The organism is Nitrospira calida (assembly GCF_976986435.1).
In genome coordinates this window covers 2,533,913-2,552,573 of record NZ_OZ335950.1, presented here as the reverse complement: position 1 = coordinate 2,552,573, position 18,661 = coordinate 2,533,913, and the positions used below count along the sequence as shown (strand labels likewise).

The following is an 18,661-nucleotide window of genomic DNA, read 5'->3' as shown; positions in this document are numbered from 1 at the left end:
ACTTGACTGAGGGGGGGGGGAACTTTGCTTAGTCGATAAGCCTCATGCCCTCGTCGGTACTACGGCATAACGAGACCATGCTCGTGTCGCACTCCAACAGTAGCTGGGCGCGGCTGTCGCTCGCCATCCGGCGCCGGTATGCGCGGTTGATTGCCTATCACGTTCGGCGCGCGCAACGGTGGTATCCCGATCTCGACGAAAGCGACCTGGAACAAGAGATCGAGGCGGCGATCTGGATGGCCGTCCGAACGTGGAATCACCGCCGCGCCGCCAGCATGCAGTTTTCCACCTACCTCCATTGGCACCTAGCCAAGCGCCTGGGCCGCCTCCGGCCGAAAGCGGAGTTCCGCTCCGTGCCCGAGGCCGACCGGCGCGTGCGGGCCTAGGTTCTCGCAACGCTCGTGCGTGCCGCCGGAGCGGGCTGGTGTGTGCCCTGTTCTGGCGCGCGCGGTCTGTACCAGTCTGCCAACGTTGAACGCTGCCCCTCTGAGAAAGGGACGGGTGGGTGACCCCCGTCCGCTTTGTCCCACGGAGGAGGATGCGTGTATGGAACAAGACCTGTCTGGGCTTCACACGAATTATCAGGCCACATGGGAGGCAGCCGTGGCCCGCTGGCCGCAGCTGGCCTCGGATGAGGCGCGCCAGCGATATAGTCGCCGTTGTCTGTGTGCCGCCTGGGATCTTATCCACTTCCGTTTCAAGGCCGACAACTGGGCAAGGTATTCCCAAATACTCCGGACAGCTACCGGTAGCTTGGAATGGTTTCACCGCATACGCCGCCGACTCCGGTGTCACCTGGTCGAGGATGCGAAACAGCAGCAGTGGCAACTGGCTCGGGTACTTGAACTGAGGGTGCTCGCTCCAGCTGAGCCGTGGGTGCCGCCCATCATCTTGTTCAAAGCTATTGTCCACTATCTGACGATACGAGCCCGAGAAAATCGTGTCAGTAAAGACGAGTTTCTGTCCTCGATCTTGCTGCCGGTGTCCCACTGGTGCCTGCCACCCAAGACCTACCAACTCTTTGCAGATCTTGTGACTGATCCGCTGGATCTGGTCGGGCTCGTCCGCACGAACTACGAATGGGTTCTGGGAGTTCGCCTCAATTGTCTGGCCGATAGTCCACTCCGTGCCGAGCTGCTGGCGCACTACCAGGCCCGGATCAACCGGGAGCGCCAGCGAAAGCTGCAGCGCAGGTTGAAACGCCCGAAGCATCAACGGTGGCAGGCGGTCAAGGATATGTTGGAGCCACTGATCGAGGAATCCTTTCAGGGCCGCCGCATGCCAAACGACGCGACGTTGTTCAAGCTGGTCCGGGCCCAAGCCCAGGTCCCGATCAGCCGGCGAACGTTCTATCGCCTCAAGCAGCAGGTGAAGTGCGAGTGTCTCAATCGGCGGATCCTGCGGGAAATACAGAAGGCCGAAAGCCAACAAGCAGTCTTGCCGCTGGTCTTTGAGGGATCCGACTCTCCGTCCCAAGCTAACTCAGATTGACACTTCCACTTTGGCACTGTCGGTGTCATTTCTGTCCCGGTTGTCGAGAGCCGGGACGGTTTTGGCACTGTCGGTGTCATTTCTGTCCCGGTTGTCGAGAGCCGGGACGGTTTTGGCACTGCCGGTGCCATTTCTGTCCCGGTTGTCGAGAGCCGGGACGGTTTTGGCACTGTCGGTGTCATTTCTGTCCCGGTTGTCGAGAGCCGGGACAGTTTTGGCACTGCCGGTGCCATTTCTGTCCCGGTTCACGAGGTAAGCCGTTAGAACCAGAGCAATAGGGCGAATGGCCTATTGGCTGTTCGAAGGGGTGCTTCCCTGAACGCACGAGGCTATTACTCATAGCGGTGGGGTTGAACGTTGTCTGAAGAACCAGGAGGCAGGCGACCGCACGCCCGCTTCGGCGCGCTCGGTCCTGCCGTAGGTCATTGAGACGCTCGCGCTTCCTCTATAAGAGAGAAGGGGCTGAAAACCACGGAGGTGGCCATGGACGAGTTGTATGCCTCGGTGATGCTGCCGTTGGCGGCCATTGAGACGGATCCGGAATACGAGCGGCTATTTCCGCCGCTGTCGGCGGAGGATCGCGCGCAGCTGGCGGACAGCATCAAGCGGGTGGGCTTGATCGCGCCCTTATGCGTCACGCGCCGGGACGACCGCTGGATTCTGCTGGACGGGCATCACCGGTTGAGGGTGTTGCAGGACCTGGGCTGGGCGGCGGTGCCGTGCCTGGTCGCGCGGAATGCCGCCCATGAAGTCGAATTGCTGTACAGCGCGAATCTCCAGCGCCGCCAGCTGACGCCGGATCACCGGGAACGGCTCCTAGCCGATTTCGCCGCCCGGCTGGCCCAGGTCACTCATTGTATCTCGGCTCCCTTGCTGGATGAAGTGTACGCGCGTGTGTCGAAAGGGGAGATCACGACCGAACAGCTCGTCGCAAGATTGGCGGATGTCTGGCCTGCGCCGCCTGCCCAACCGGCCGCGGCGGGCGACTCCCAGGCAACCGGGGAAGCGGAGAATGCCGGGTTGCGGCAGCGGGCGGAGGACGCCGAGCGGCGCCTGAAGCTGGCCCGGCAGGAGTTCGAGCGGCTGATCCAGGAGCGCGACCATCTGCAAGAGATCGTGGAGATGTACGAGCGGCGCGGCCCGGCCCCGGCGGATGCCCCGGTGGATGCGGCGGTGGAGCATGCCCGGCGCGAGCTGCGGGACATGTCGCGCCGGTTCGGCGACCTCAGCCGCCGCTTCAAGGAGCTCTCGGAAGAGCGCGACAAGCTGAGCGAAGAGTTGGCGCGCGCCAAGGAACGCGAGGACCTGTGGCTCAATGGCGAGCGGCGGCTGCTGGCGAACGAGCTGGAGCTGACGCAGGAAGAGAACCAGCGGCTGCGGGGGCTGCTCAAGACGGCGGACAAGGCGGCCGCCTGCTTGCGGGCGCTGCGGCACGCGGCGGAGGAGCTGGAAACCGTGCTGGACCATCAGGCCGAGCCCTGGACGGAGGAGGAGCGGCGCGCCGTGGCCGAGGCCTATGGAGCCCTGGCGGAGGTCTGGGCCAGGCTGCGCGAGCCGCTGGAGCTCGCGCTGGGCGGGTTGCCCGCGGGCCGGAGCGTGTTCGACCGCATGTTCCCCGACAAGCGGCACCGGGAGCCGCTGGAGCTGTTTCTGGCGGAGCGGGCCGGCAAGCCGGCGGCGAGCGGCCGCGATGAGGCCGAGCCGAAGCGCGCGCGCACCGCCCGTGCCAAGCAGCGTCAGGCGAAGCCGTCCGCGCGGAAAGAGCGGATCGAGTTCGATGACGAGGTCCTCGCGAACGGCGAGTGGACGGAAGAGGACCTCGCGGCTCTCGATGACGAGATCGCGAAAGAGACGCTGCGCGCGATGGGATATGCCGGCGAGGATGAGGATCTCGAGGATGGCAAGGAGCTGAGCGAGGAGGACAGCGAGGCCATCGGCGATACAGTGGATGAGGGCGATGAGCACCTGGCGGACGATGAGGCGGATGAGGAACGCGAGGATGTCCGGAGACGCTGATGCCGCGGCCGGCGCGCCGCCGCGGGGCCGGCCTCCGTAGACCTGCCTGGCGCTCCGGCGTCGCCGGGGCGCCCACCCCGTGCCCAGTCCCTCCTGCCTCCCGGTAGTACTCCCCATAAAAGAAAGGGGCGGCGCCCTCCCGCGGCGCTCCGGCGCCGCCGGGGGCCGCTCCGATGTGCGTCATGATTCAGTTCGACTGTCAGACTCCGATACTCAACGGGCGCGAGCCGGCCGGGGGCCCGGACGCCCGGCCGGGCCGGAACGGACACGGCGCGGGGTGTCCCAAGTGCCGCGGGTTGGTGCTGGCCCGGATCGATCTGCATCTGGGATGGGAGCCCTACTGCGTCAACTGCGGCTGGACGCCGCTGACCTCCCTGGAGGCGCATCGCGCGCCGGAGGCGGAGACGCGCGTCCTGGCGGCGCTGCGCCGTCTCGGCCGGGTGTTGGCGCAGGCGGGCGGTCCGGCGCCGCGCTGAGCGGGCGGGGAGGCGGCATGCAGGGCACGGCGGCCTGGGAACGCTATCTGGGAGGCGGCGGCATCCCGGGGATCGGGCCGGGGCTGGCCGCCCGGCTGGTGCGCCGGTTCGGCGAGACGCTGGACGCGGCGCTCGAGGCGCCCGACCGGCTCACGGAAGTCGCGGGCATCGGCCCGGCGACCGCGCGGGCGGTGGCGGCGTGGTGGCGGCAGGAGCGCGGGCGCGCGGGCGTGATGCTGGAGTTGCTGCGGCTGGGGCTGCCGCTGTGGGTCGCGCGCCGCGCCTATGCGCACTGGCGGGAGGCCGCGCCGGCGCGGGTGCGGCAGGATCCGTACGGCTTGACGGCGCTGGCCGGCATCGGGTTCGCGACCGCGGACGCGGCGGCCCGGGCCGGGGGCTGGCGGAGGACGATCCCCGCCGCTGGCGGGCGGCGCTAGCCGCAGCGCTCGACGGGCGGAGGCCGAGGGGCATTGCTGCGTGTCCCAGGCGGACTGGGTGCGGCGGGCGGCGGCCTTGATCGGCGCGGGGCAACGGACGCACGAGGCGCCGCTGGAGGGCCCTTGGGTGCGCGCGGGCGGACTCGTCTATCCGCGCGGCCTCTACCGGGCGGAGCGTGAGATTGAAGCCTGCTGGGCCGCGTTGCGCGCGGCGCGCCCGAGCCCCCCTCCGCCGGGCGAGCTGGACGAGACAGGCGTGCGCTTGACGGCGGCGCAACGCCAGGCGGTGGTGCTCAGCCTGGCGGAGCCGATCAGCGTGCTCACGGGGCTGCCCGGCACGGGAAGACGACCGCCGTGCGGGCCGCGGTGGCGGCGGCGCGGCGGCGCGGCGAGCGGGTGCGGCTGATGGCGCCGACCGCGAAGGCGGCGCGGCGGTTGGCGGAGGCGGCGGGCCTGGACGCCACGACCATTCACCGGGCCTTGGGCTGGCGCCCGGCGCCGGCGGGGCCGCGCTGGACCCATCATCCCGGCCATCCGCTGGAGGCGGACCTGGTCGTCGTCGATGAGGCCTCGATGCTGGACGTGCGGCTTGCGCGGGATCTGGTGCGGGCGGTGCGGCCGGGGACGCGGCTCTGGCTGGTGGGGACGCGGCGCAACTGCCGCCGGTGGGCCCGGGCGGGTGTTCGCGGACGTGATCGCCCACGGAGGCGTGCCGGTGACGCGGCTCACGGAGGTACAGCGGCAGGCCGCGGGGTCGGGGATCGTGCGGCTGGCGCACGCGGTGCACGCCGGGCGCTGGCCGGTGCCGGAGACGTGGGGCGATCCGGCGGTGCGCTGGGTGGCAGCCGACGCGGCGGGCGCCGCCGCGGCGGTCGCGCGGCTCGTGCGGGAGGCCCGCCGCGCGGGGAGGACGTGCAGGTGTTGACGGCGCTGCGCCAGGGGCCGGACGGGGTGGCGGCGCTCAACGCCGCCATTCAGGCGGCCGTCAATCCGGGGCCGCCCGGATGGCGCGGGCTGCGGCCCGGCGACCGGGTCGTGGTGACCCGCAACCAGCCGGACCTGGACCTGGTCAACGGGGAGCAGGGCGTGGTGCTCGAGGCGGACGCGGCGGCGCGCCGGCTGATCGTGGAGGTGGAGGGCCGGGCGGTGCGGGTGCCGCCCGCCGCGGCGCGCGATGTGGAGCTGGGCTACGCCATGACGGTGCACCGGGCGCAGGGCTCGGAATGGCCCGTGGTCGTGGTCGTGCTCACGCGCCGCCAGTACGTGCTGCTGCGCCGGGAGCTGCTGTACACCGCGCTCACGCGCGCGCGGGAGCGGCTGGTGCTGGTCGGGGAGACCTGGGCGTTTCGCGTCGCGGCCACGAACGCGCGCGAGCAGCGGCGCGGCTCGACGCTGTTCCGGCGCGTCGCAGTCGCGGGAGAGGAGGAGGCATGGAACGCGGAAGCCAGCGATGGCTGATCGCGCTGGCGGCGATCGCCCTCGTCGCGTTCGCGGCGGGGCTCGTGGAAGTCTGGCGGCGGCCGGCGGCCGTGGTCCGGCGGATCGAGCTCGCGGGCCCGTTGCGGGACGCGGGACCGGCGCTGGAGGCGTTGGAAGAGGCGCGGCAGACCAAGCGGGTCAAGGCGGTGCTGCTCGCGGTCAACTCACCGGGTGGCGACGTGGCGGCGGCGCAGGATGTCTTCGCGGCGGTCACGCGGCTGCGCGAGGCGGGCAAGCCCGTCGTCGCGGCGATCGGTTCCATCGGCGCGAGCGGCGGGTATTACGTGTCAATAGCGGCGGACGAGCTCTGGGCCGAGCCCGGCTCGCTCACGGGGTCGATCGGCGTGATCTACGAGCGGCTGGACGTGAGCCGCCTGGCCGGGCGGTTCGGCGTGGCGCGCGAGGCCGTCACGGCCGGGGCCTACAAGGACGCCGGCTCGATGTGGCGGTCGCCCACGGCGCAGGAGACCGCGATGATTCACGAACTGATCGATGATCTGTACGCGCAGTTTCTCGAGACGGTCCGGGCGCGCCGCCGGCTGGACGAGGCCGCGCTGCGGCGGGCGGCCGATGGCCGTCTGTGGACGGGGCGGCAAGCCCAGGCGCTGGGCCTGATCGACCGGCTCGGCTCCTGGCAGGACGCGGGCCGCCGGGCCGCGGAGTTAGCCGGGCTGCCCGCGGAGACGCCGATCGAAGACGGGGAGACGGGGCCCTTCGCGGAGCGGCTGTTGAGGCGGTGGTTGCGGACCGCCGCTGGCTCCGCGGCCGCGCCGGGCCTCTGGGAGGTCCGCTGGCAGGCGGCGGGAGGATAGTCGGCCATCACCGGACAGCACAAGGAGGGCGAAGCATGCAGGACACGACGTTGCCCATCAGGACGCGGATGCGGCTCGCGGCCGCGGGGATGCTCGTGGGGCTCGCGGGCCTCGTCGGGCTCGCGGTCGTCGATCCGGAGCTGGTGCCCTGGGCGGAGCACGGAGGCATCTGCGGGCTGCTCGCGGCGCTGGCGGGAGCCGTCGCGATGTTCGCCGTGCACCGCTTCTGGCCGCATCGGCTCCCCGGGTGGGTGCTGGGCCCGGCCGGGCGCGCGGGGAGCGCGCGATGAGCGCGGCGGCCCGGCGGGGGCTCGCGGGCCTCGGCCTCATCTGCGCGGGCCTTGCGCTCGCCTCGTGCGCGCGGCTCGCGTGCGAGTGGCGCTGGCGGACGGAGATGGCGCCGCGGCTGGCGCCCGCGCGGGACGCGGACGCGGCGACCCGGCGCGATCTGGAGGCCGGGCGCGCGGCCTTCAAGCAGGACTTCCTCGAGGCCTGCGCCGGCGGGTAAAGAGGACCATTGGCACAACTCGAACATTCAGAGGAGGCATCTCTATGGAGAGACGGACGATCGGCGTCGCGCTGGCGAGCCTCTGGCTGGCCGGCTGCGCCGGCCACATGACGCTTGCGAAAGAAATTCAGGTCAAGACGAGCGCGTCGGTGTTTCTCACGCCGACGGCGGACAAGACGGTGCATGTGACGACCCGCAACACGTCGGGCAATCCCGATGTCGAGCTCGCGGGGCTCGCGGACCGGCTGGCCGCGAAAGGCTACCAGGTGGTGGACGATCCGGCGAAGGCCCATGCCCTGCTCCAAGTCAACACGGTCTACTGCGACAAGTCGAAGCCGGGGACGACGCTCGACACGCTCCTGGCGGGCGGCTTCGGGGCGGCGGTCGGCTCGGCGGCGGGGACCGCGGCGGCGTTGTCGGGCTCGTCCTTCAAATCCATCCCCATCGCCGGCGCGGTCGGCGGCCTGCTGGGGGCGGGCCTCGCGAAGGCGACCGAGGACACGGTGTATGTCTGTGCGGCGGACGTGCAGATCATCGAGCGGACGGAGGAGACCGTGCAGCAGCAGGTCACCACGAACGTGGGTCCCACGCCGCAGGGCGTGCCCAATCCGCTGGGCTTGCTGGGCGGGTTGAACATGCAGAGTCTGCAGCCGCCGGGGGTGCCGGGGGTCTCGCAGAGCGTGACGGAGGTCCGGAGCGGCAAGCAGCGCACGCATCAGACGCGCGTGGTCGCCAGCGCCCAGCAGATGTGGCTGGACCTCAAGGAGGCCTCCGCGGCGTTGCGGGACCGGCTCACGGAGGCGATCAGCGGCTTGTTCTAGAGGCGGAGCGCGGAAAGGGGAGGCGATGACACACAGGGCACGGCCGGGCGGACTGGTGGACTCGGGGTGGTGGCTCGCGGCCGGCGGGGCGCTCGGCGCGGCGGCCGCGCTCGCGCTGGCGGGCTGCGTGAGCCTGTCCGCCTATCGGGATCTGGAAGAGAAATACGAGCATGTCGTGGACGCGAAGCTGGACCTCGACCGGGAGTTCGTCGAGGCGCGGCGGCAGCTCCTCGCCGTCGAGGAGCAGCATGCCCAGTTGGGCGGGCGGATCGCCGCGCTGGAGGAGACGGTCGCGGGCCGGATCAGGCCCGGCCGTGCCCTGTGTGTCATCGCCTCCCCCTTTCCGCGCTCCGCCTCTAGAACAAGCCGCTGATCGCCTCCGTGAGCCGGTCCCGCAACGCCGCGGAGGCCTCCTTGAGGTCCAGCCACATCTGCTGGGCGCTGGCGACCACGCGCGTCTGATGCGTGCGCTGCTTGCCGCTCCGGACCTCCGTCACGCTCTGCGAGACCCCCGGCACCCCCGGCGGCTGCAGACTCTGCATGTTCAACCCGCCCAGCAAGCCCAGCGGATTGGGCACGCCCTGCGGCGTGGGACCCACGTTCGTGGTGACCTGCTGCTGCACGGTCTCCTCCGTCCGCTCGATGATCTGCACGTCCGCCGCACAGACATACACCGTGTCCTCGGTCGCCTTCGCGAGGCCCGCCCCCAGCAGGCCGCCGACCGCGCCGGCGATGGGGATGGATTTGAAGGACGAGCCCGACAACGCCGCCGCGGTCCCCGCCGCCGAGCCGACCGCCGCCCGCGCTGTCCGCCAAATAACCGGTTCGCAAGGACAAGGGCCATGCGGTTCAGCACGACGGACGGCATCCCCGGGCACGTGTGCGAGGTGATCGGCCTGCTGATGGACACGGAAACGCTGGGCCTGCACGCCGGGCGGGACCTCCTGCTGCGGCTCACCGATAAGCTCGGCGGGCGCTCGCGGGTGATGGACAAGCAGGCGCAGGTCGCGCTGGAGGCGGCGGCCAAGCGGCTGGCCGACCGCGCGGCGGCGCTGGGGGCGGATGCGGTCGTGGGGGTGCGGCTGATCGTGCAGCCGGTCGGCATCAAGCGGACGGCGATGGTGCAGGCGGTCATCTACGGCACGGCGGTGCGGCTCAAGCCGCTGGCGCCCGCGGCCGAGGAGCGGGCCGGGCGCGTCCAGGAGGGCGCATGCTGACCGGCCGCCGCCTCCCGGCGTGGCTCGCGGCGGCGCTGAGCGGCGTCCTGTGGGCGCCCTCCGCCGTCTGGGCGATCGGGGCGGTATGCAATCCGGCGGGGGACGCTCTGGCGCGCGCGCAATGCACGATCGACGCGGCGGGGCAGACCGGGGCGGGCAATCCCGGCGCCTGGACGGCGACGCAGGTCCCCGGCTTCGTCACCGACACGCCGCCGGAGACGGGCTATTTCGACACTTCGGGCAACCCGGCTGCCCTGGACGCGGCCGCGGCGGCTGCGGCGCAGAGTCCGCAGGCCGACGACCTGCGCAACAAGCGGGACCAGGCGGCCGGCTGGGATCTCTCGCAGAGCCCGCCGGTGGAGACCGCGCGCGCGATCGCGCAGCAGCCGGCGGATCCCGGGCTGAGCCGGACCTGCCAGACGACCACGACGTGCATCAGCTGGCAGCAGACGCCCAACGGCGGCGGCGCCTGCCAGACTCCGGGGACAAGCCAAGCCACCTGCCTGATCACGACCGACGTGACGATCACCCATGCCGGGCCGCTCACCGGCTCCACCGACTGGATGGGGGTCGGCGGCATCGAGAATGCCGTGTGGGTCCGGCTCCGCAAGGGCGCGCCCGGCCTGTACTACGTGGACGTGGGCAACGGCAACAATACCAATAGTTGCGGAAATTGGAACGTGCCGTGGACGCAGTGGACCTACACGCTGGATCTGCGCGGCTCGTTTCCCGCCGGCAGCACGGTGCTCAACAGCTGGATCACGATGACGGTGGAGGCCACGGGAGGCGGCTGCGGCTGGGGCAGCGGGACCTTCAGCGACGCCTATCAGCAGTACTGCCGGATCCTGAACTGCGACGCGGGCGGCATGCAGTGGCCGAGCATCCGGATCGCCAGCTACTCGTTTCATGCGGACGTGCAGGAGCCGCCCACGACCGCGGACGCGTGCGCGCCGTATCAGCAGCTCGCGGCGCAGGGTCAGGCGACCTTGCAAGAGGACCTCTGCCTGGACGCCACGCCGGCGACGCGCGTGTGCGACCAGGGGCACAGCTATCTGATCGATCCGCCGGGGGGCTGCTGGCGCCGGCAGCAGACCTGGCTCTACACCACGCAAATCCCGGATACCTGCCGGCCGTACCGCGAGCAGGGCTGCGCCCAGACCAGCTCGGCCTGCGGGCAACGCGACGCCTACGGCAACTGCGAGTATTACAACAACGAGTACACGTGTTACGGGAGCACCTGCGCGGCCGAGCAGACCGTCCAGGTGTGCGCGACCTGCGGGAATCCCCAGGGCCTCGTGCCGTTCTGCCTGGACGACGCGACCCCGCCGGACCAGTCGCTGGCGAAGACGGCCGCGTGGCTGCAGGTGCTCCAGAACGCCCAGGACCAGTGGGATCCCAACAGCCTGACGATCTTCCGCGGGGACCGGGTGCAATGCGTGCATGGGACGGGGTTCGGGAACCTGGCGATCGACAATTGCTGCGCGGACCCGCCGCAGGGCGGCAGCTGCACGCAGACGGACTGGGACGCCTACGCCGCCCGGCGGGAGAAACGCGCGCACTACGTGGGCCAGTACTGCTCGAACTGGGTCAATTTCTTCGTGGGGCGGACCTGCGTCGAGATCACGCAGGTCTGGTGCGCGTTTCCGACATCCTTCGCCCGGATCATCCATGAGCAGGGCCGGCCGGCGCTGCCGCGCGGCTGGGGGAGCGCGGAATCCCCCGATTGCGGCCCGTTCACGATCGACGAGTTTCAGCGGTTGCCGTGGAACAGCATGGATTTCTCGGAAGTCTACGACCAGCTGGTCATTCAGTTCGATCAGCAGGGGATCACGCAGCAGGCGCAGCAGGCCGCCGCTCAGGCGACCGGGCGCTGAACGCGATGGGACAAGACCCGACAGAAGACATGGAGCAGGGTGCCGATGCGTCGCCTCGGGCTCGTCCTCATGCTGATCGGAGCCATGGCCGCGCCGGGAGCGCCGGCCCGCGCATCCATCTGGGCGGACTGGCCGGTGCCCTGCCTGGCGGCGGTGGCGCGGGAGGCGCGGCTGAGCCGGAGCCTCCTGCAAGCGATCGTCTGGGTGGAGAGCCGGGGCCATCCCTGGGCGCTGCACGTGAACGGCTCGGCGGGCGGGGCGGTGTATCCCTCCAGCCTCGCCGACGCGCGGGCGCGGCTCGGGGCGCTGTTGCGGCGGGGCGCGAACGTGGACATCGGCTTGGCGCAGATCAACAGCCGGCATCTGCCGCGGCTGGGCCTGCAGGCGCATCAGCTCCTCGAGCCGTGCACGAACTTGCGGGCGGGTGCGCGGATCCTCAACGAGCTGCTCGCGCGGCACGGCGAGACCTGGCGGGCGATCATGCGCTACAACGGGCGCGACCCGGCGTACGCGCATCGGATCCGGGAGGCGTGGCGGTGGTTCCGGTCCGCGGACCGCGCGGCGCGGTGAGCCTGGTGCGCCTGCGGCTGCATCTGCCGGGTCCGCTGCCGGGGCTCAACGAGCTGGTCGCCGCGGCGAAGCGCCGCAGCGGCACCGGGTGGAACGGCTACGCGGCGCTCAAGCGCCAATGGATGGCGGTGCTCGCGCCGATGATCGCCGGGGCGAAGCTGCCGCGCCTGAGCCGCGCGTGGATCGGCTTCCGCTGGCTGGAGCCCGCCCGGCGGCGGGACCCGGACAACATCGCGGCCGGAGGGCGCAAGCTGGTGCTGGACGCGCTCGTGGCCGCCGGGGTGCTGCCGGGCGACGGCTGGCGGGGAGTGCTCGGCTGGTCGGACCGGTTCGCGGTGGACGCCCGGCGGCCCGGCGTCACCGTGACGCTGCTCGGCCTCGCGCGGCGCCTGGCGCTCGCGGGCGTGCTGCTCGCGGCCGCGCCGGCGGCGGCGGAGACCTCCCCGGTCAACCTCGCGCCCGGCTGGCCGTTGCGGCTCGACGACCCCTATCCCGTGACGCCGGGGGACTGGCAACTCCAGACGGCGCTCCGCCAGGACTGGTCGTCCGGCGCGAACCGCGTCACGCTGCGCACGGATGTGCGCGTCGGGCTGCGGGAGTCCTGGGAGCTGGACGTGGGATTCACGCCGGCGCAGGCCGGATCGCTCGGGGGCGATCCGGTGGATCATCGGGCGGTGCGGGTGAGCGTGCTGGCGCGGGTGACGCGCCAGGACGGCGGCTGGCCCGCGCAGGCCGTGCGGCTCACCGTCGCCCCGGCGATCGCCGGAGGCAGCCGGGCCCCCTCGCTGCAGGCGGACTGGCTGGACTCGTGGAAAGTCGGGGCGCGGGCGTGGGTGCATCTCAACGCGTCCTACCTCGTGGCGCCGGATCCGTTTCCGGGCGGATTTCCTCCCGGCCGGCGCGACTGGTGGCAGGCGCGGCTGGGCGGGGTGTATGCACTCGCGCCGAGCGGCCTGGCCCTGGCGGGGTCCGTCGGGATCCTGCCGTCGCCGTTCCTGCTCCGGGATCAGCTCCGGGCGGATCCCGAGCTGGCGTTGCTGGTGCCGCTCGCCCGCGGGCTCGTGGTGAGCGTGGGCGGCGGGGTGCTGGTCCAATCGGACAACGTGATGCGCGCGCAGGTGGGGCTCTCATGGACGTTCTGAGCCTGGCGGCCCGCTGGGTAGGCGGGCTGGGAATACTCGTGGTGGCGGGCTGCGGGCTGAGCGCCGGGCCCACGGCCTGGAGTTCCCGCGTCACACAGGTGTGCCAGGATGGCGAGGCCGCGGCGATGGAGGACCGTGGCATGGGCCGCGTCGCCGTGGAGCGGGCGTGGCGGATGGCGGCGCGGTGTCCGGCGCCCGACTGGCCGGCCCGGCGCGACCCGGCGGAACGCGGGAGGCGGGCGGAACCGGGCAGGCTTCGCCAGGTGGCGTCCGATCAGGACAGCCGCCCCTGGGGCGCCGGGGGCCCCCGGCGCCGCGCGATCTTGTCATCACGCCGCTGGGGGCGCCGATGCCCCGGCGCGCGGCGAACTAGAGAACAACAGCGGGCCGTGGCGGCCGGCGGGACCGGGCCGCGGCGGCGAGTGAGGAGCGGTCCCACAACGCAACATAAGGAGGTGCGGTATGTCCATGTCCCACAAAGTGCTGTTGGGGTTGGCCGTGTTGGTGACGGTCGTGGCGGCCGGGTCCGTCTGGGCCGGCGGCGACACGACGTTCGCGGGCTTGGAGACGCTCGCGACGAACTGGCTCCAGGGGTCGTTGGGCCGCCTGATCGCGATGATCGGGGTGCTGGTCGGCATCGGCTCCGCGGTGGCCGGGAGCTTCATCGGGATGCTGTCCGGGTTGGCCGTGGCCGCCGGCGCGTACTATCTGCCGACGGTCATCACCACCATCGCGGCGGCGACCCTGTAAGGGCGTCCAGAGGGGCAGGGCCGGCGGCGGACGGCCCTCCGCTCGGCAGGGAGGCAGGCGATGGTCGTCATTCCCCGGTACACCGACAGTCCCCCGCAGCTCTTGTGGTGGGAACTCGATGAGCTGATTCTCCTGCTGGCCGCGATGGTCTTCGGCGTGGCGACGCGGACGCTCACCTGGTGCCTGCTGGTCGGCTTCGCGAGCGTCTGGCTGATCGCGCGGCTCAAGAGCGGGCGGAGCGACGGCGTCGTGCTGCACTGGTGCTGGTGGCACGGGGTACCGGGCTTCCGGCTGACCGGGCCGTCCAGCGAGATTCGGGAGTTTCTGGAATAAGGGAGGCAATGGCGATGGGCAACAAACAGGATCGCCGGCCGCGGCGGCTGGCGGCGCGGGACCTGGTCGCGGTCGGGCAGGACGTCTACGCCGCGGTCGTCGCCGGTGTCATGGCCGCGCGCGGCGCGGGCCGGGATCCGCGGCCGGGCGCGGCGGCGGATCTCCGCCGCGAGGGCCGGCGGGCGCTCCGGTGGCTCAGGCGTTCGCTCGGGTTCGCGGAGTTTCACGCGCAGGTCGAGCGCAGCTCGCCGGCCGCTCAGGCGCCTGCGGCACGGGCCGGCGAGCTGATGGCCGCATTCGTTCTCGTCTCTGTGAGGTCGTCACGTACCCCGGACTGAAGTCTGAGGTTCTCGCCGGGTAATTGTTCTATGGACATTCGGCTCTATCGGGACAAGCTGGCCCAATTGCAGTTCGGCAACAAGGCGCTGGTGATCGTCGTGCTGGGGTTGGTGGTCGCGCTGATCGCCAACGGGCTGTTCACCCGGCAGGTGATCGTGCACGTCGCGCCGGTGGAGGTGTCCCGGCCCTACGAGCTCAGCGGGACCGGCGCCTCGCCGGACTACTACCGGCAGATCGCGCTCTCGCTCGTGGCGCTGCTCGCGGACGTGACGCCCGAGTCGGTGGACGTGAGCCACGCGGCCTTCCGGCGTTACCTGGCGCCTGCGGCCTATGGGCCCGTGGCGGAGGGGCTGGCGGCGGACGCGCAGTACATCAAGCAGTATCAGATCGCGCGGGTGTTCTGGCCGGAGCAGGTCGAGCAGCAGGGCGACCGCGTCACGTTCATCGGCCGGGAACACCGCATGATGGGGCATAACAAAGTGGCGGAGGAGGAACGTGCCTACACGCTGCGCTTGCGGGTGCGCGATTGGCAGGTGCAAGTGGTCGAGTTGGCGGTGGCGAGCGCTGACGAGTATCGCCGCGCTCGCCTGGCTGCTCGCTGATCCGGCGGGCGCGGGCGCGGTCCAGCGCCTCACGGCCGCGGACGAGCGGACGCTGCGGGCGCCGGTGTCGCGGGACCAGCTCACCGTGCTGGTGTTCCCGGCGACGGTGCTGCAGGCGGTCACCAGCGCGCCGGGCCTGGAGGTGAAGACGAGCGACCGGCATGTGATCGTCTCGCCGCCGGACCGGCCCGTCGATCTCGTCGTGACGACGACTCAGTACGTCTATGTGTTGATGCTGGAGCCGGAGGCGAAACCGGCGGACACGGTGGTGATCGAGGACGCGCGCTTGGCGGGAGAGCCGGCCCGCGCGGCGGGGGGCCGATCCACGGGGCACCAGGAGGCCGTGATCGAGCTGTTGCGCGGGGCGATGACCGGGCGGTGGCCGGCCGGAGCCGCGCCGCGGCCGCTGGCGCGCGAGGCCGTGCCGACCTGGGTGGATCTCGAGCCGGAATCCATTCTGGGCGCGACCGTGCGCCGGGCGGGCGGGCTCTATGAGTTGCGCCGGTACGTGCTGGTGAACCGCAACGGCGCGCCCCGGTCCTACCGCGAGCAGGAATTCTACACTGGGGAGGAATTCGGGATCGCGATCAGCCGGCAGGTCGTCGAGCCGGGCGAGCGCCTGGTGCTCGGCGTCGTCGTGCCCGGCCGGGAGGCCGCGCCGGACGCCGACCCCTGGGCGGCGCTTGATCCGGATGGCACGGCCAAGGGGGCGGGCGATGAGTCAAGGAATCACGCCGCAGGGCGCGCCGGCGTCCCCGGCGCCGGCGGGCGGCCCGCTGGCCCCGTGGGGCCTGGCGATGCCCCGTTGGGCGCTCTGGGCCGTCGGCGGGTTCGGACTGGTCGGCCTTGCCATCCTCTCGGATTGGCTGTTTCCCGCCGCGCCCGGCGCGCCGGCCGACAAGCCGGGGCAGGCCAAGCCGCTCTCGCTCTCGCCCAGCAAGACCGAGCATGAGGCCTGGCTGGCCCAGGCGCAGGGCGAGGTCCGGGCGCTGGCGCAACAGGTCCAGCAGCTCTCCCAGAAACACGAGGCGTTGGCCCAGGCGCTCAAGGACGGCAAGGACCAGCGGCTCGGCATCCGGCCGGGCGGGGGCCGCCGCTCCTGCCGAACGGGGCTGGGTCGCGTCCGGTGCTCAAGACGGCGACGGATGGCGAGGGGCTGCCGGCGGACCCGCCGCCGCCGATGCGGGACGTGGAGCCGCCGCCGTCCGCCGCCCCCTCGCCCCCAAGCCGCCGAGCGCTCCGCCCGCCGCCGCGCCGCTGCCGGCGGCGCCGGGTCCGCCCGTGGCCGGGCCGCTGGTGGCCCCGGCCCCGGCGAAGGCCGCTCCGGCCGGGGGCGGAACGAAACTGCGGGTCATCGAGGCCGACGCGCGGGCGATTCCCGCCAAGTACTGGCTCCCGATGGGCGCGATCCTGCCGGTCCGGCTGCTGTCGGGGGTGGATGCGCCGGCGGGGGGAGCGGGCGTGGCCAGCGGGATGGCCGCGCAGCCGCACCCGGTGCTCATGCAGGTGATGGACCTCGCCAAGCTGCCGAATGAGACCACGATGGATGCGACCGGATGTTTTGCCCTGGGCGAAAGCCTGGGCGACATCTCGACCGAGCGGGCGATGATCCGGGTGGTGGGGGTCTCCTGCGTCAAGGGGGACGGCGTAGCCGTGGACATGCCGGTGAAGGGCGTCGTAACCGGCGAGGACGGCAAGGTCGGCCTGCGGGGCCGCATGGTCATCCGCGAGTCGGCCATGCTGGCGCGGACGCTCCTGACCGGGTTCGTGTCCGGGGTCGCGCGGGCCTTCATGCCGTTTCAGATGGGGCTGTTCGTGGCGCCCAGCCTCGGGCAGGCGCTGGAGCCGCCGCCGATGTCGAACGTGGCGCTCGCGGGGATGGCGGGCGGGATGAACCAAGCGGCGCAGATGCTCGCGCAGCACTACGCCCAGATGGCCGCGCGGATCTATCCGGTCATCGAGGTGGACGCCGGCCGCTGGGCGGACCTGATCGTGACGGAGGGCCGGGAACTCAAGGAGCCCTTGCGGTGATCGGAGACGGAGGTTGTGCATGCGAGAACGAATCCGACTGATGGTGGTGCTGTGGAGCCTGTCCGGCGCCGTGATCGCGAGCGTGCAGGCGGACTCGGCGGCGGGGGAGCTGCTGCCCGCGCCGCTGGAGGCCCTGTGGCCGGATCTTGCCCCGGACGCGGTGCAGCCCGCGCCGCTGCCCGGCTGGCGGGAGCTGGTCACGCCCGACGGGCAGGTGGTGTATCTCGATCCCTCGGGACGGTACGCGCTCGCCGGGCGGCTGGTGGATCTCTGGACCCGGCGGGATCTCTCGCAGGAGCGCCTGGCGCGCGACCGGGCGGCGCAGGTCAAGACGATTCCCGAGGCGGACGTGCTGTGGATCCGCCCGGCGGGCGAGGTCCGCGGGCGGCTCTACGTGTTCGACGACCCGGATTGCCCCTTCTGCCGGCAGGCGCATCCGACGCTCGCGGCGCTCGCCGCGCGCGGCGTGGAAGTGGGCGTGGTGCTCTATCCGGTTGCGCGGCTGCATCCGGAGGCCTACGGCAAGGCGGTGGCGATCTGGTGCGCCGAGGACCGGCAGGCCATGCTGGACCGCGCGATGCGCGGGGAGGCCCCGGCCGCCCCGGCCGCGCCCTGTCCGCATCCCGTGGACCGGAACGTGCGGCTGGGCCGTCGGCTCGGGGTGACGGGGACGCCCTACTGGATCGCGCCCTCCGGGCGGGCGCTGGCGGGGGTGCGGGAGCTGGCGGAGTTGCTCGTGTTGAGCGGCGCCGAGCCGCCGGCGCCGGTCACGGACGTGCGGAGCGGAGGAATCACCCATTGAGCGGGCGGGTCGCAAGCGCGCTGGCGTGCGCCGCCTGGTGGCTGATCCAGGCCGGCGGTGGAGCCTGGGCCGCGGAGGCTGCGGACGGCCGAGCGGCGCGCTGGCGCTTGACGGTGGCACCTGCCGTTTCGGCGCGGGCGCCCAGGCCGGTGTGGCTCATGGTCCTGCCGGCGGAAGGGCGGTGGCCGGATGGGGTGCGCTACCGCTGGCGGTGCGGGGAGGATCTGCCCGACGTGGAGACGGCGCGCGCGGGCCGGGGCTGCTGGTATGAGCGGCCCGGCCGGTACCGGCCCTCGGTGACGATCGTCGTGCCCGGCGAAGACGCGGTGACCCTGCGCGCGGCGGACCCGATCGTGGTGGCTGCGCGGCCCGTGCCGTCGCTCACGCTCGACGTGCGGCCGTCCGATCGCTGGTGGCGGGCGCCGCTGGCGGCCGCCGCGGCGGTGTCGGTGCGGGGACTTCCGAGGATGAGCCGGTGATGGCCGTGAGTTGGGTGCTCAATAACCAGGCGGCGGGGGAGGGGGCCGCGGCGCGGGTCTCCCTGGAGGCGCCGGGCGAGCATCGGCTCGTGGCCGTGGTCAAGACGCCGTGGCGGACGTTGACGGCGAGCCGGGTGCTGGTCGCCCGCGCGAACACCCCGCCGGCCTGCATGATTCGTCAGGAGGCGGCCGAGCCGCCCGCTCCGCCGCTCACGGTGCGGCTCACGGCGCGCTGCCGCGACGCCGACGGCGAGGTCGTGCGGTACCGCTGGCGCGCCGGGTCGGCGGAGGGTGCGGGCCCGTCGTGGGAATGGACGGCGCCCAAGGCGGGGACCTACACGGTGCGCTTGCAGGCAGTGGATGACGCCGGCGCGGACGCCGAGGTCGTGGCGACGGTGCGCTGGGAGCCATAAGGAGGAAGAACGCGAGATGCGATGCGAGAGACACGGCAGGCGGTGGACCGGGTCTATCGGGGTTGGCCT

The 18,661-nt window shown here is 72.0% G+C and carries 25 protein-coding genes; 24 read left to right on the top strand and 1 reads right to left on the bottom strand.

Annotated elements, in window-relative coordinates; all coding sequences use genetic code 11:
* Positions 1-83 precede the first annotated feature (83 nt).
* The 11 genes from ACWHTU_RS12630 (at position 84) to ACWHTU_RS12580 (ending at position 8,413) form a co-directional block, all read left to right on the top strand.
* Positions 84-386, top strand: coding sequence for a hypothetical protein (locus ACWHTU_RS12630; protein ID WP_447859724.1), 303 nt, complete (start codon positions 84-86; stop codon positions 384-386).
* Positions 387-546: 160 nt separating this feature from the next.
* Positions 547-1,491 (top strand): hypothetical protein, encoded by a 945-nt coding sequence (locus tag ACWHTU_RS12625; RefSeq protein ID WP_447859723.1) that lies wholly within the window; start codon positions 547-549, stop codon positions 1,489-1,491.
* A 483-nt stretch (positions 1,492-1,974) separates the two neighbouring features.
* On the top strand, positions 1,975-3,507 hold the full coding sequence (locus tag ACWHTU_RS12620; RefSeq protein ID WP_447859722.1) for a hypothetical protein: 1,533 nt from the start codon (positions 1,975-1,977) through the stop codon (positions 3,505-3,507).
* 182 nt (positions 3,508-3,689) lie between these two features.
* Positions 3,690-3,983, top strand: a complete 294-nt coding sequence (locus ACWHTU_RS12615; protein WP_447859721.1) for a hypothetical protein — start codon at positions 3,690-3,692, stop codon at positions 3,981-3,983.
* Positions 3,984-4,000: 17 nt separating this feature from the next.
* Positions 4,001-4,420: a helix-hairpin-helix domain-containing protein gene (locus ACWHTU_RS12610; RefSeq protein WP_447859720.1), complete on the top strand. Its 420-nt coding sequence runs from the start codon at positions 4,001-4,003 to the stop codon at positions 4,418-4,420.
* A 189-nt stretch (positions 4,421-4,609) separates the two neighbouring features.
* Entirely contained in the window at positions 4,610-5,878 is a 1,269-nt protein-coding gene (locus ACWHTU_RS12605; RefSeq protein WP_447863358.1) for an ATP-dependent DNA helicase, read from the top strand.
* Complete coding sequence (gene sppA, locus ACWHTU_RS12600; protein ID WP_447859719.1) at positions 5,851-6,711, top strand: signal peptide peptidase SppA; 861 nt, start codon at positions 5,851-5,853, stop codon at positions 6,709-6,711. Before ACWHTU_RS12605 ends, sppA begins: the two co-directional genes overlap by 28 nt.
* A gap of 35 nt (positions 6,712-6,746) precedes the next feature.
* Positions 6,747-7,001, top strand: a complete 255-nt coding sequence (locus ACWHTU_RS12595; protein WP_447859718.1) for a hypothetical protein — start codon at positions 6,747-6,749, stop codon at positions 6,999-7,001.
* Positions 6,998-7,219 carry a hypothetical protein gene (locus tag ACWHTU_RS12590; RefSeq protein WP_447859717.1) on the top strand — a complete coding sequence of 74 codons (222 nt, stop codon included), beginning with the start codon at positions 6,998-7,000 and terminating at the stop codon, positions 7,217-7,219. Before ACWHTU_RS12595 ends, ACWHTU_RS12590 begins: the two co-directional genes overlap by 4 nt.
* A gap of 44 nt (positions 7,220-7,263) precedes the next feature.
* Positions 7,264-8,040, top strand: a complete 777-nt coding sequence (gene traT, locus ACWHTU_RS12585) for a complement resistance protein TraT (RefSeq protein WP_447859716.1) — start codon at positions 7,264-7,266, stop codon at positions 8,038-8,040.
* A gap of 25 nt (positions 8,041-8,065) precedes the next feature.
* Entirely contained in the window at positions 8,066-8,413 is a 348-nt protein-coding gene (locus ACWHTU_RS12580) for a hypothetical protein (RefSeq protein ID WP_447859715.1), read from the top strand.
* Here the strand turns inward: ACWHTU_RS12580 and traT (ACWHTU_RS12575) are convergent.
* Positions 8,397-8,804 carry a complement resistance protein TraT gene (gene traT, locus ACWHTU_RS12575; RefSeq protein WP_447859714.1) on the bottom strand — a complete coding sequence of 136 codons (408 nt, stop codon included), beginning with the start codon at positions 8,802-8,804 and terminating at the stop codon, positions 8,397-8,399. The genes ACWHTU_RS12580 and traT (ACWHTU_RS12575) overlap by 17 nt on opposite strands.
* Positions 8,805-8,882: 78 nt before the next feature.
* On the opposite strand from traT (ACWHTU_RS12575), the gene ACWHTU_RS12570 reads away from it, so the two are divergent.
* The 13 genes from ACWHTU_RS12570 to ACWHTU_RS12510 all read left to right on the top strand — a co-directional run bounded on the left by ACWHTU_RS12570 (position 8,883) and on the right by ACWHTU_RS12510 (position 18,592).
* Positions 8,883-9,257, top strand: coding sequence for a heavy metal-binding domain-containing protein (locus ACWHTU_RS12570; RefSeq protein ID WP_447859713.1), 375 nt, complete (start codon positions 8,883-8,885; stop codon positions 9,255-9,257).
* A complete protein-coding gene (gene traN, locus ACWHTU_RS12565; RefSeq protein WP_447859712.1) occupies positions 9,251-11,131 on the top strand; it encodes a conjugal transfer protein TraN in 1,881 nt (626 codons plus the stop codon). Before ACWHTU_RS12570 ends, traN begins: the two co-directional genes overlap by 7 nt.
* A gap of 45 nt (positions 11,132-11,176) precedes the next feature.
* Entirely contained in the window at positions 11,177-11,701 is a 525-nt protein-coding gene (locus ACWHTU_RS12560; protein ID WP_447859711.1) for a transglycosylase SLT domain-containing protein, read from the top strand.
* A complete protein-coding gene (locus ACWHTU_RS12555) occupies positions 11,662-12,843 on the top strand; it encodes a hypothetical protein (protein WP_447859710.1) in 1,182 nt (393 codons plus the stop codon). Before ACWHTU_RS12560 ends, ACWHTU_RS12555 begins: the two co-directional genes overlap by 40 nt.
* 462 nt (positions 12,844-13,305) lie before the next feature.
* Positions 13,306-13,593, top strand: a complete 288-nt coding sequence (locus tag ACWHTU_RS12550; RefSeq protein ID WP_447859709.1) for a hypothetical protein — start codon at positions 13,306-13,308, stop codon at positions 13,591-13,593.
* 60 nt (positions 13,594-13,653) lie between these two features.
* A complete protein-coding gene (gene traL / locus ACWHTU_RS12545; protein ID WP_447859708.1) occupies positions 13,654-13,926 on the top strand; it encodes a type IV conjugative transfer system protein TraL in 273 nt (90 codons plus the stop codon).
* Positions 13,927-13,940: 14 nt separating this feature from the next.
* Positions 13,941-14,264, top strand: a complete 324-nt coding sequence (locus ACWHTU_RS12540) for a hypothetical protein (protein ID WP_447859707.1) — start codon at positions 13,941-13,943, stop codon at positions 14,262-14,264.
* 30 nt (positions 14,265-14,294) lie between these two features.
* Positions 14,295-14,867, top strand: a complete 573-nt coding sequence (locus ACWHTU_RS12535) for a TraE/TraK family type IV conjugative transfer system protein (RefSeq protein ID WP_447859706.1) — start codon at positions 14,295-14,297, stop codon at positions 14,865-14,867.
* Positions 14,761-15,819: a hypothetical protein gene (locus ACWHTU_RS12530; protein WP_447859705.1), complete on the top strand. Its 1,059-nt coding sequence runs from the start codon at positions 14,761-14,763 to the stop codon at positions 15,817-15,819. Before ACWHTU_RS12535 ends, ACWHTU_RS12530 begins: the two co-directional genes overlap by 107 nt.
* 329 nt (positions 15,820-16,148) lie before the next feature.
* Positions 16,149-16,898: a TraB/VirB10 family protein gene (locus tag ACWHTU_RS12525; protein WP_447859704.1), complete on the top strand. Its 750-nt coding sequence runs from the start codon at positions 16,149-16,151 to the stop codon at positions 16,896-16,898.
* A 19-nt stretch (positions 16,899-16,917) separates the two neighbouring features.
* On the top strand, positions 16,918-17,700 hold the full coding sequence (locus ACWHTU_RS12520) for a DsbC family protein (RefSeq protein WP_447859703.1): 783 nt from the start codon (positions 16,918-16,920) through the stop codon (positions 17,698-17,700).
* 158 nt (positions 17,701-17,858) lie between these two features.
* A complete protein-coding gene (locus tag ACWHTU_RS12515; RefSeq protein ID WP_447859702.1) occupies positions 17,859-18,179 on the top strand; it encodes a hypothetical protein in 321 nt (106 codons plus the stop codon).
* Positions 18,179-18,592 carry a PKD domain-containing protein gene (locus ACWHTU_RS12510; RefSeq protein WP_447863357.1) on the top strand — a complete coding sequence of 138 codons (414 nt, stop codon included), beginning with the start codon at positions 18,179-18,181 and terminating at the stop codon, positions 18,590-18,592. Before ACWHTU_RS12515 ends, ACWHTU_RS12510 begins: the two co-directional genes overlap by 1 nt.
* Positions 18,593-18,661 lie beyond the last annotated feature (69 nt).

What these genes read in the sequence shown, in the direction of transcription:
- ACWHTU_RS12620 (WP_447859722.1), top strand. Translation starts at nt 1,975, where the DNA reads ATGGACGAGTTGTATGCCTCGGTGATGCTGCCGTTGGCGGCCATTGAG.
- ACWHTU_RS12610 (WP_447859720.1), top strand. Translation starts at nt 4,001, where the DNA reads ATGCAGGGCACGGCGGCCTGGGAACGCTATCTGGGAGGCGGCGGCATC.
- traN (WP_447859712.1), top strand. Translation starts at nt 9,251, where the DNA reads ATGCTGACCGGCCGCCGCCTCCCGGCGTGGCTCGCGGCGGCGCTGAGC.
- sppA (WP_447859719.1), top strand. Translation starts at nt 5,851, where the DNA reads ATGGAACGCGGAAGCCAGCGATGGCTGATCGCGCTGGCGGCGATCGCC.
- ACWHTU_RS12560 (WP_447859711.1), top strand. Translation starts at nt 11,177, where the DNA reads ATGCGTCGCCTCGGGCTCGTCCTCATGCTGATCGGAGCCATGGCCGCG.
- ACWHTU_RS12540 (WP_447859707.1), top strand. Translation starts at nt 13,941, where the DNA reads ATGGGCAACAAACAGGATCGCCGGCCGCGGCGGCTGGCGGCGCGGGAC.
- ACWHTU_RS12515 (WP_447859702.1), top strand. Translation starts at nt 17,859, where the DNA reads ATGGTCCTGCCGGCGGAAGGGCGGTGGCCGGATGGGGTGCGCTACCGC.
- ACWHTU_RS12550 (WP_447859709.1), top strand. Translation starts at nt 13,306, where the DNA reads ATGTCCATGTCCCACAAAGTGCTGTTGGGGTTGGCCGTGTTGGTGACG.
- ACWHTU_RS12520 (WP_447859703.1), top strand. Translation starts at nt 16,918, where the DNA reads ATGCGAGAACGAATCCGACTGATGGTGGTGCTGTGGAGCCTGTCCGGC.
- ACWHTU_RS12615 (WP_447859721.1), top strand. Translation starts at nt 3,690, where the DNA reads ATGATTCAGTTCGACTGTCAGACTCCGATACTCAACGGGCGCGAGCCG.
- ACWHTU_RS12510 (WP_447863357.1), top strand. Translation starts at nt 18,179, where the DNA reads ATGGCCGTGAGTTGGGTGCTCAATAACCAGGCGGCGGGGGAGGGGGCC.
- ACWHTU_RS12570 (WP_447859713.1), top strand. Translation starts at nt 8,883, where the DNA reads ATGCGGTTCAGCACGACGGACGGCATCCCCGGGCACGTGTGCGAGGTG.
- traT (WP_447859716.1), top strand. Translation starts at nt 7,264, where the DNA reads ATGGAGAGACGGACGATCGGCGTCGCGCTGGCGAGCCTCTGGCTGGCC.
- ACWHTU_RS12580 (WP_447859715.1), top strand. Translation starts at nt 8,066, where the DNA reads ATGACACACAGGGCACGGCCGGGCGGACTGGTGGACTCGGGGTGGTGG.
- ACWHTU_RS12595 (WP_447859718.1), top strand. Translation starts at nt 6,747, where the DNA reads ATGCAGGACACGACGTTGCCCATCAGGACGCGGATGCGGCTCGCGGCC.
- ACWHTU_RS12535 (WP_447859706.1), top strand. Translation starts at nt 14,295, where the DNA reads ATGGACATTCGGCTCTATCGGGACAAGCTGGCCCAATTGCAGTTCGGC.
- ACWHTU_RS12625 (WP_447859723.1), top strand. Translation starts at nt 547, where the DNA reads ATGGAACAAGACCTGTCTGGGCTTCACACGAATTATCAGGCCACATGG.
- ACWHTU_RS12590 (WP_447859717.1), top strand. Translation starts at nt 6,998, where the DNA reads ATGAGCGCGGCGGCCCGGCGGGGGCTCGCGGGCCTCGGCCTCATCTGC.
- traL (WP_447859708.1), top strand. Translation starts at nt 13,654, where the DNA reads ATGGTCGTCATTCCCCGGTACACCGACAGTCCCCCGCAGCTCTTGTGG.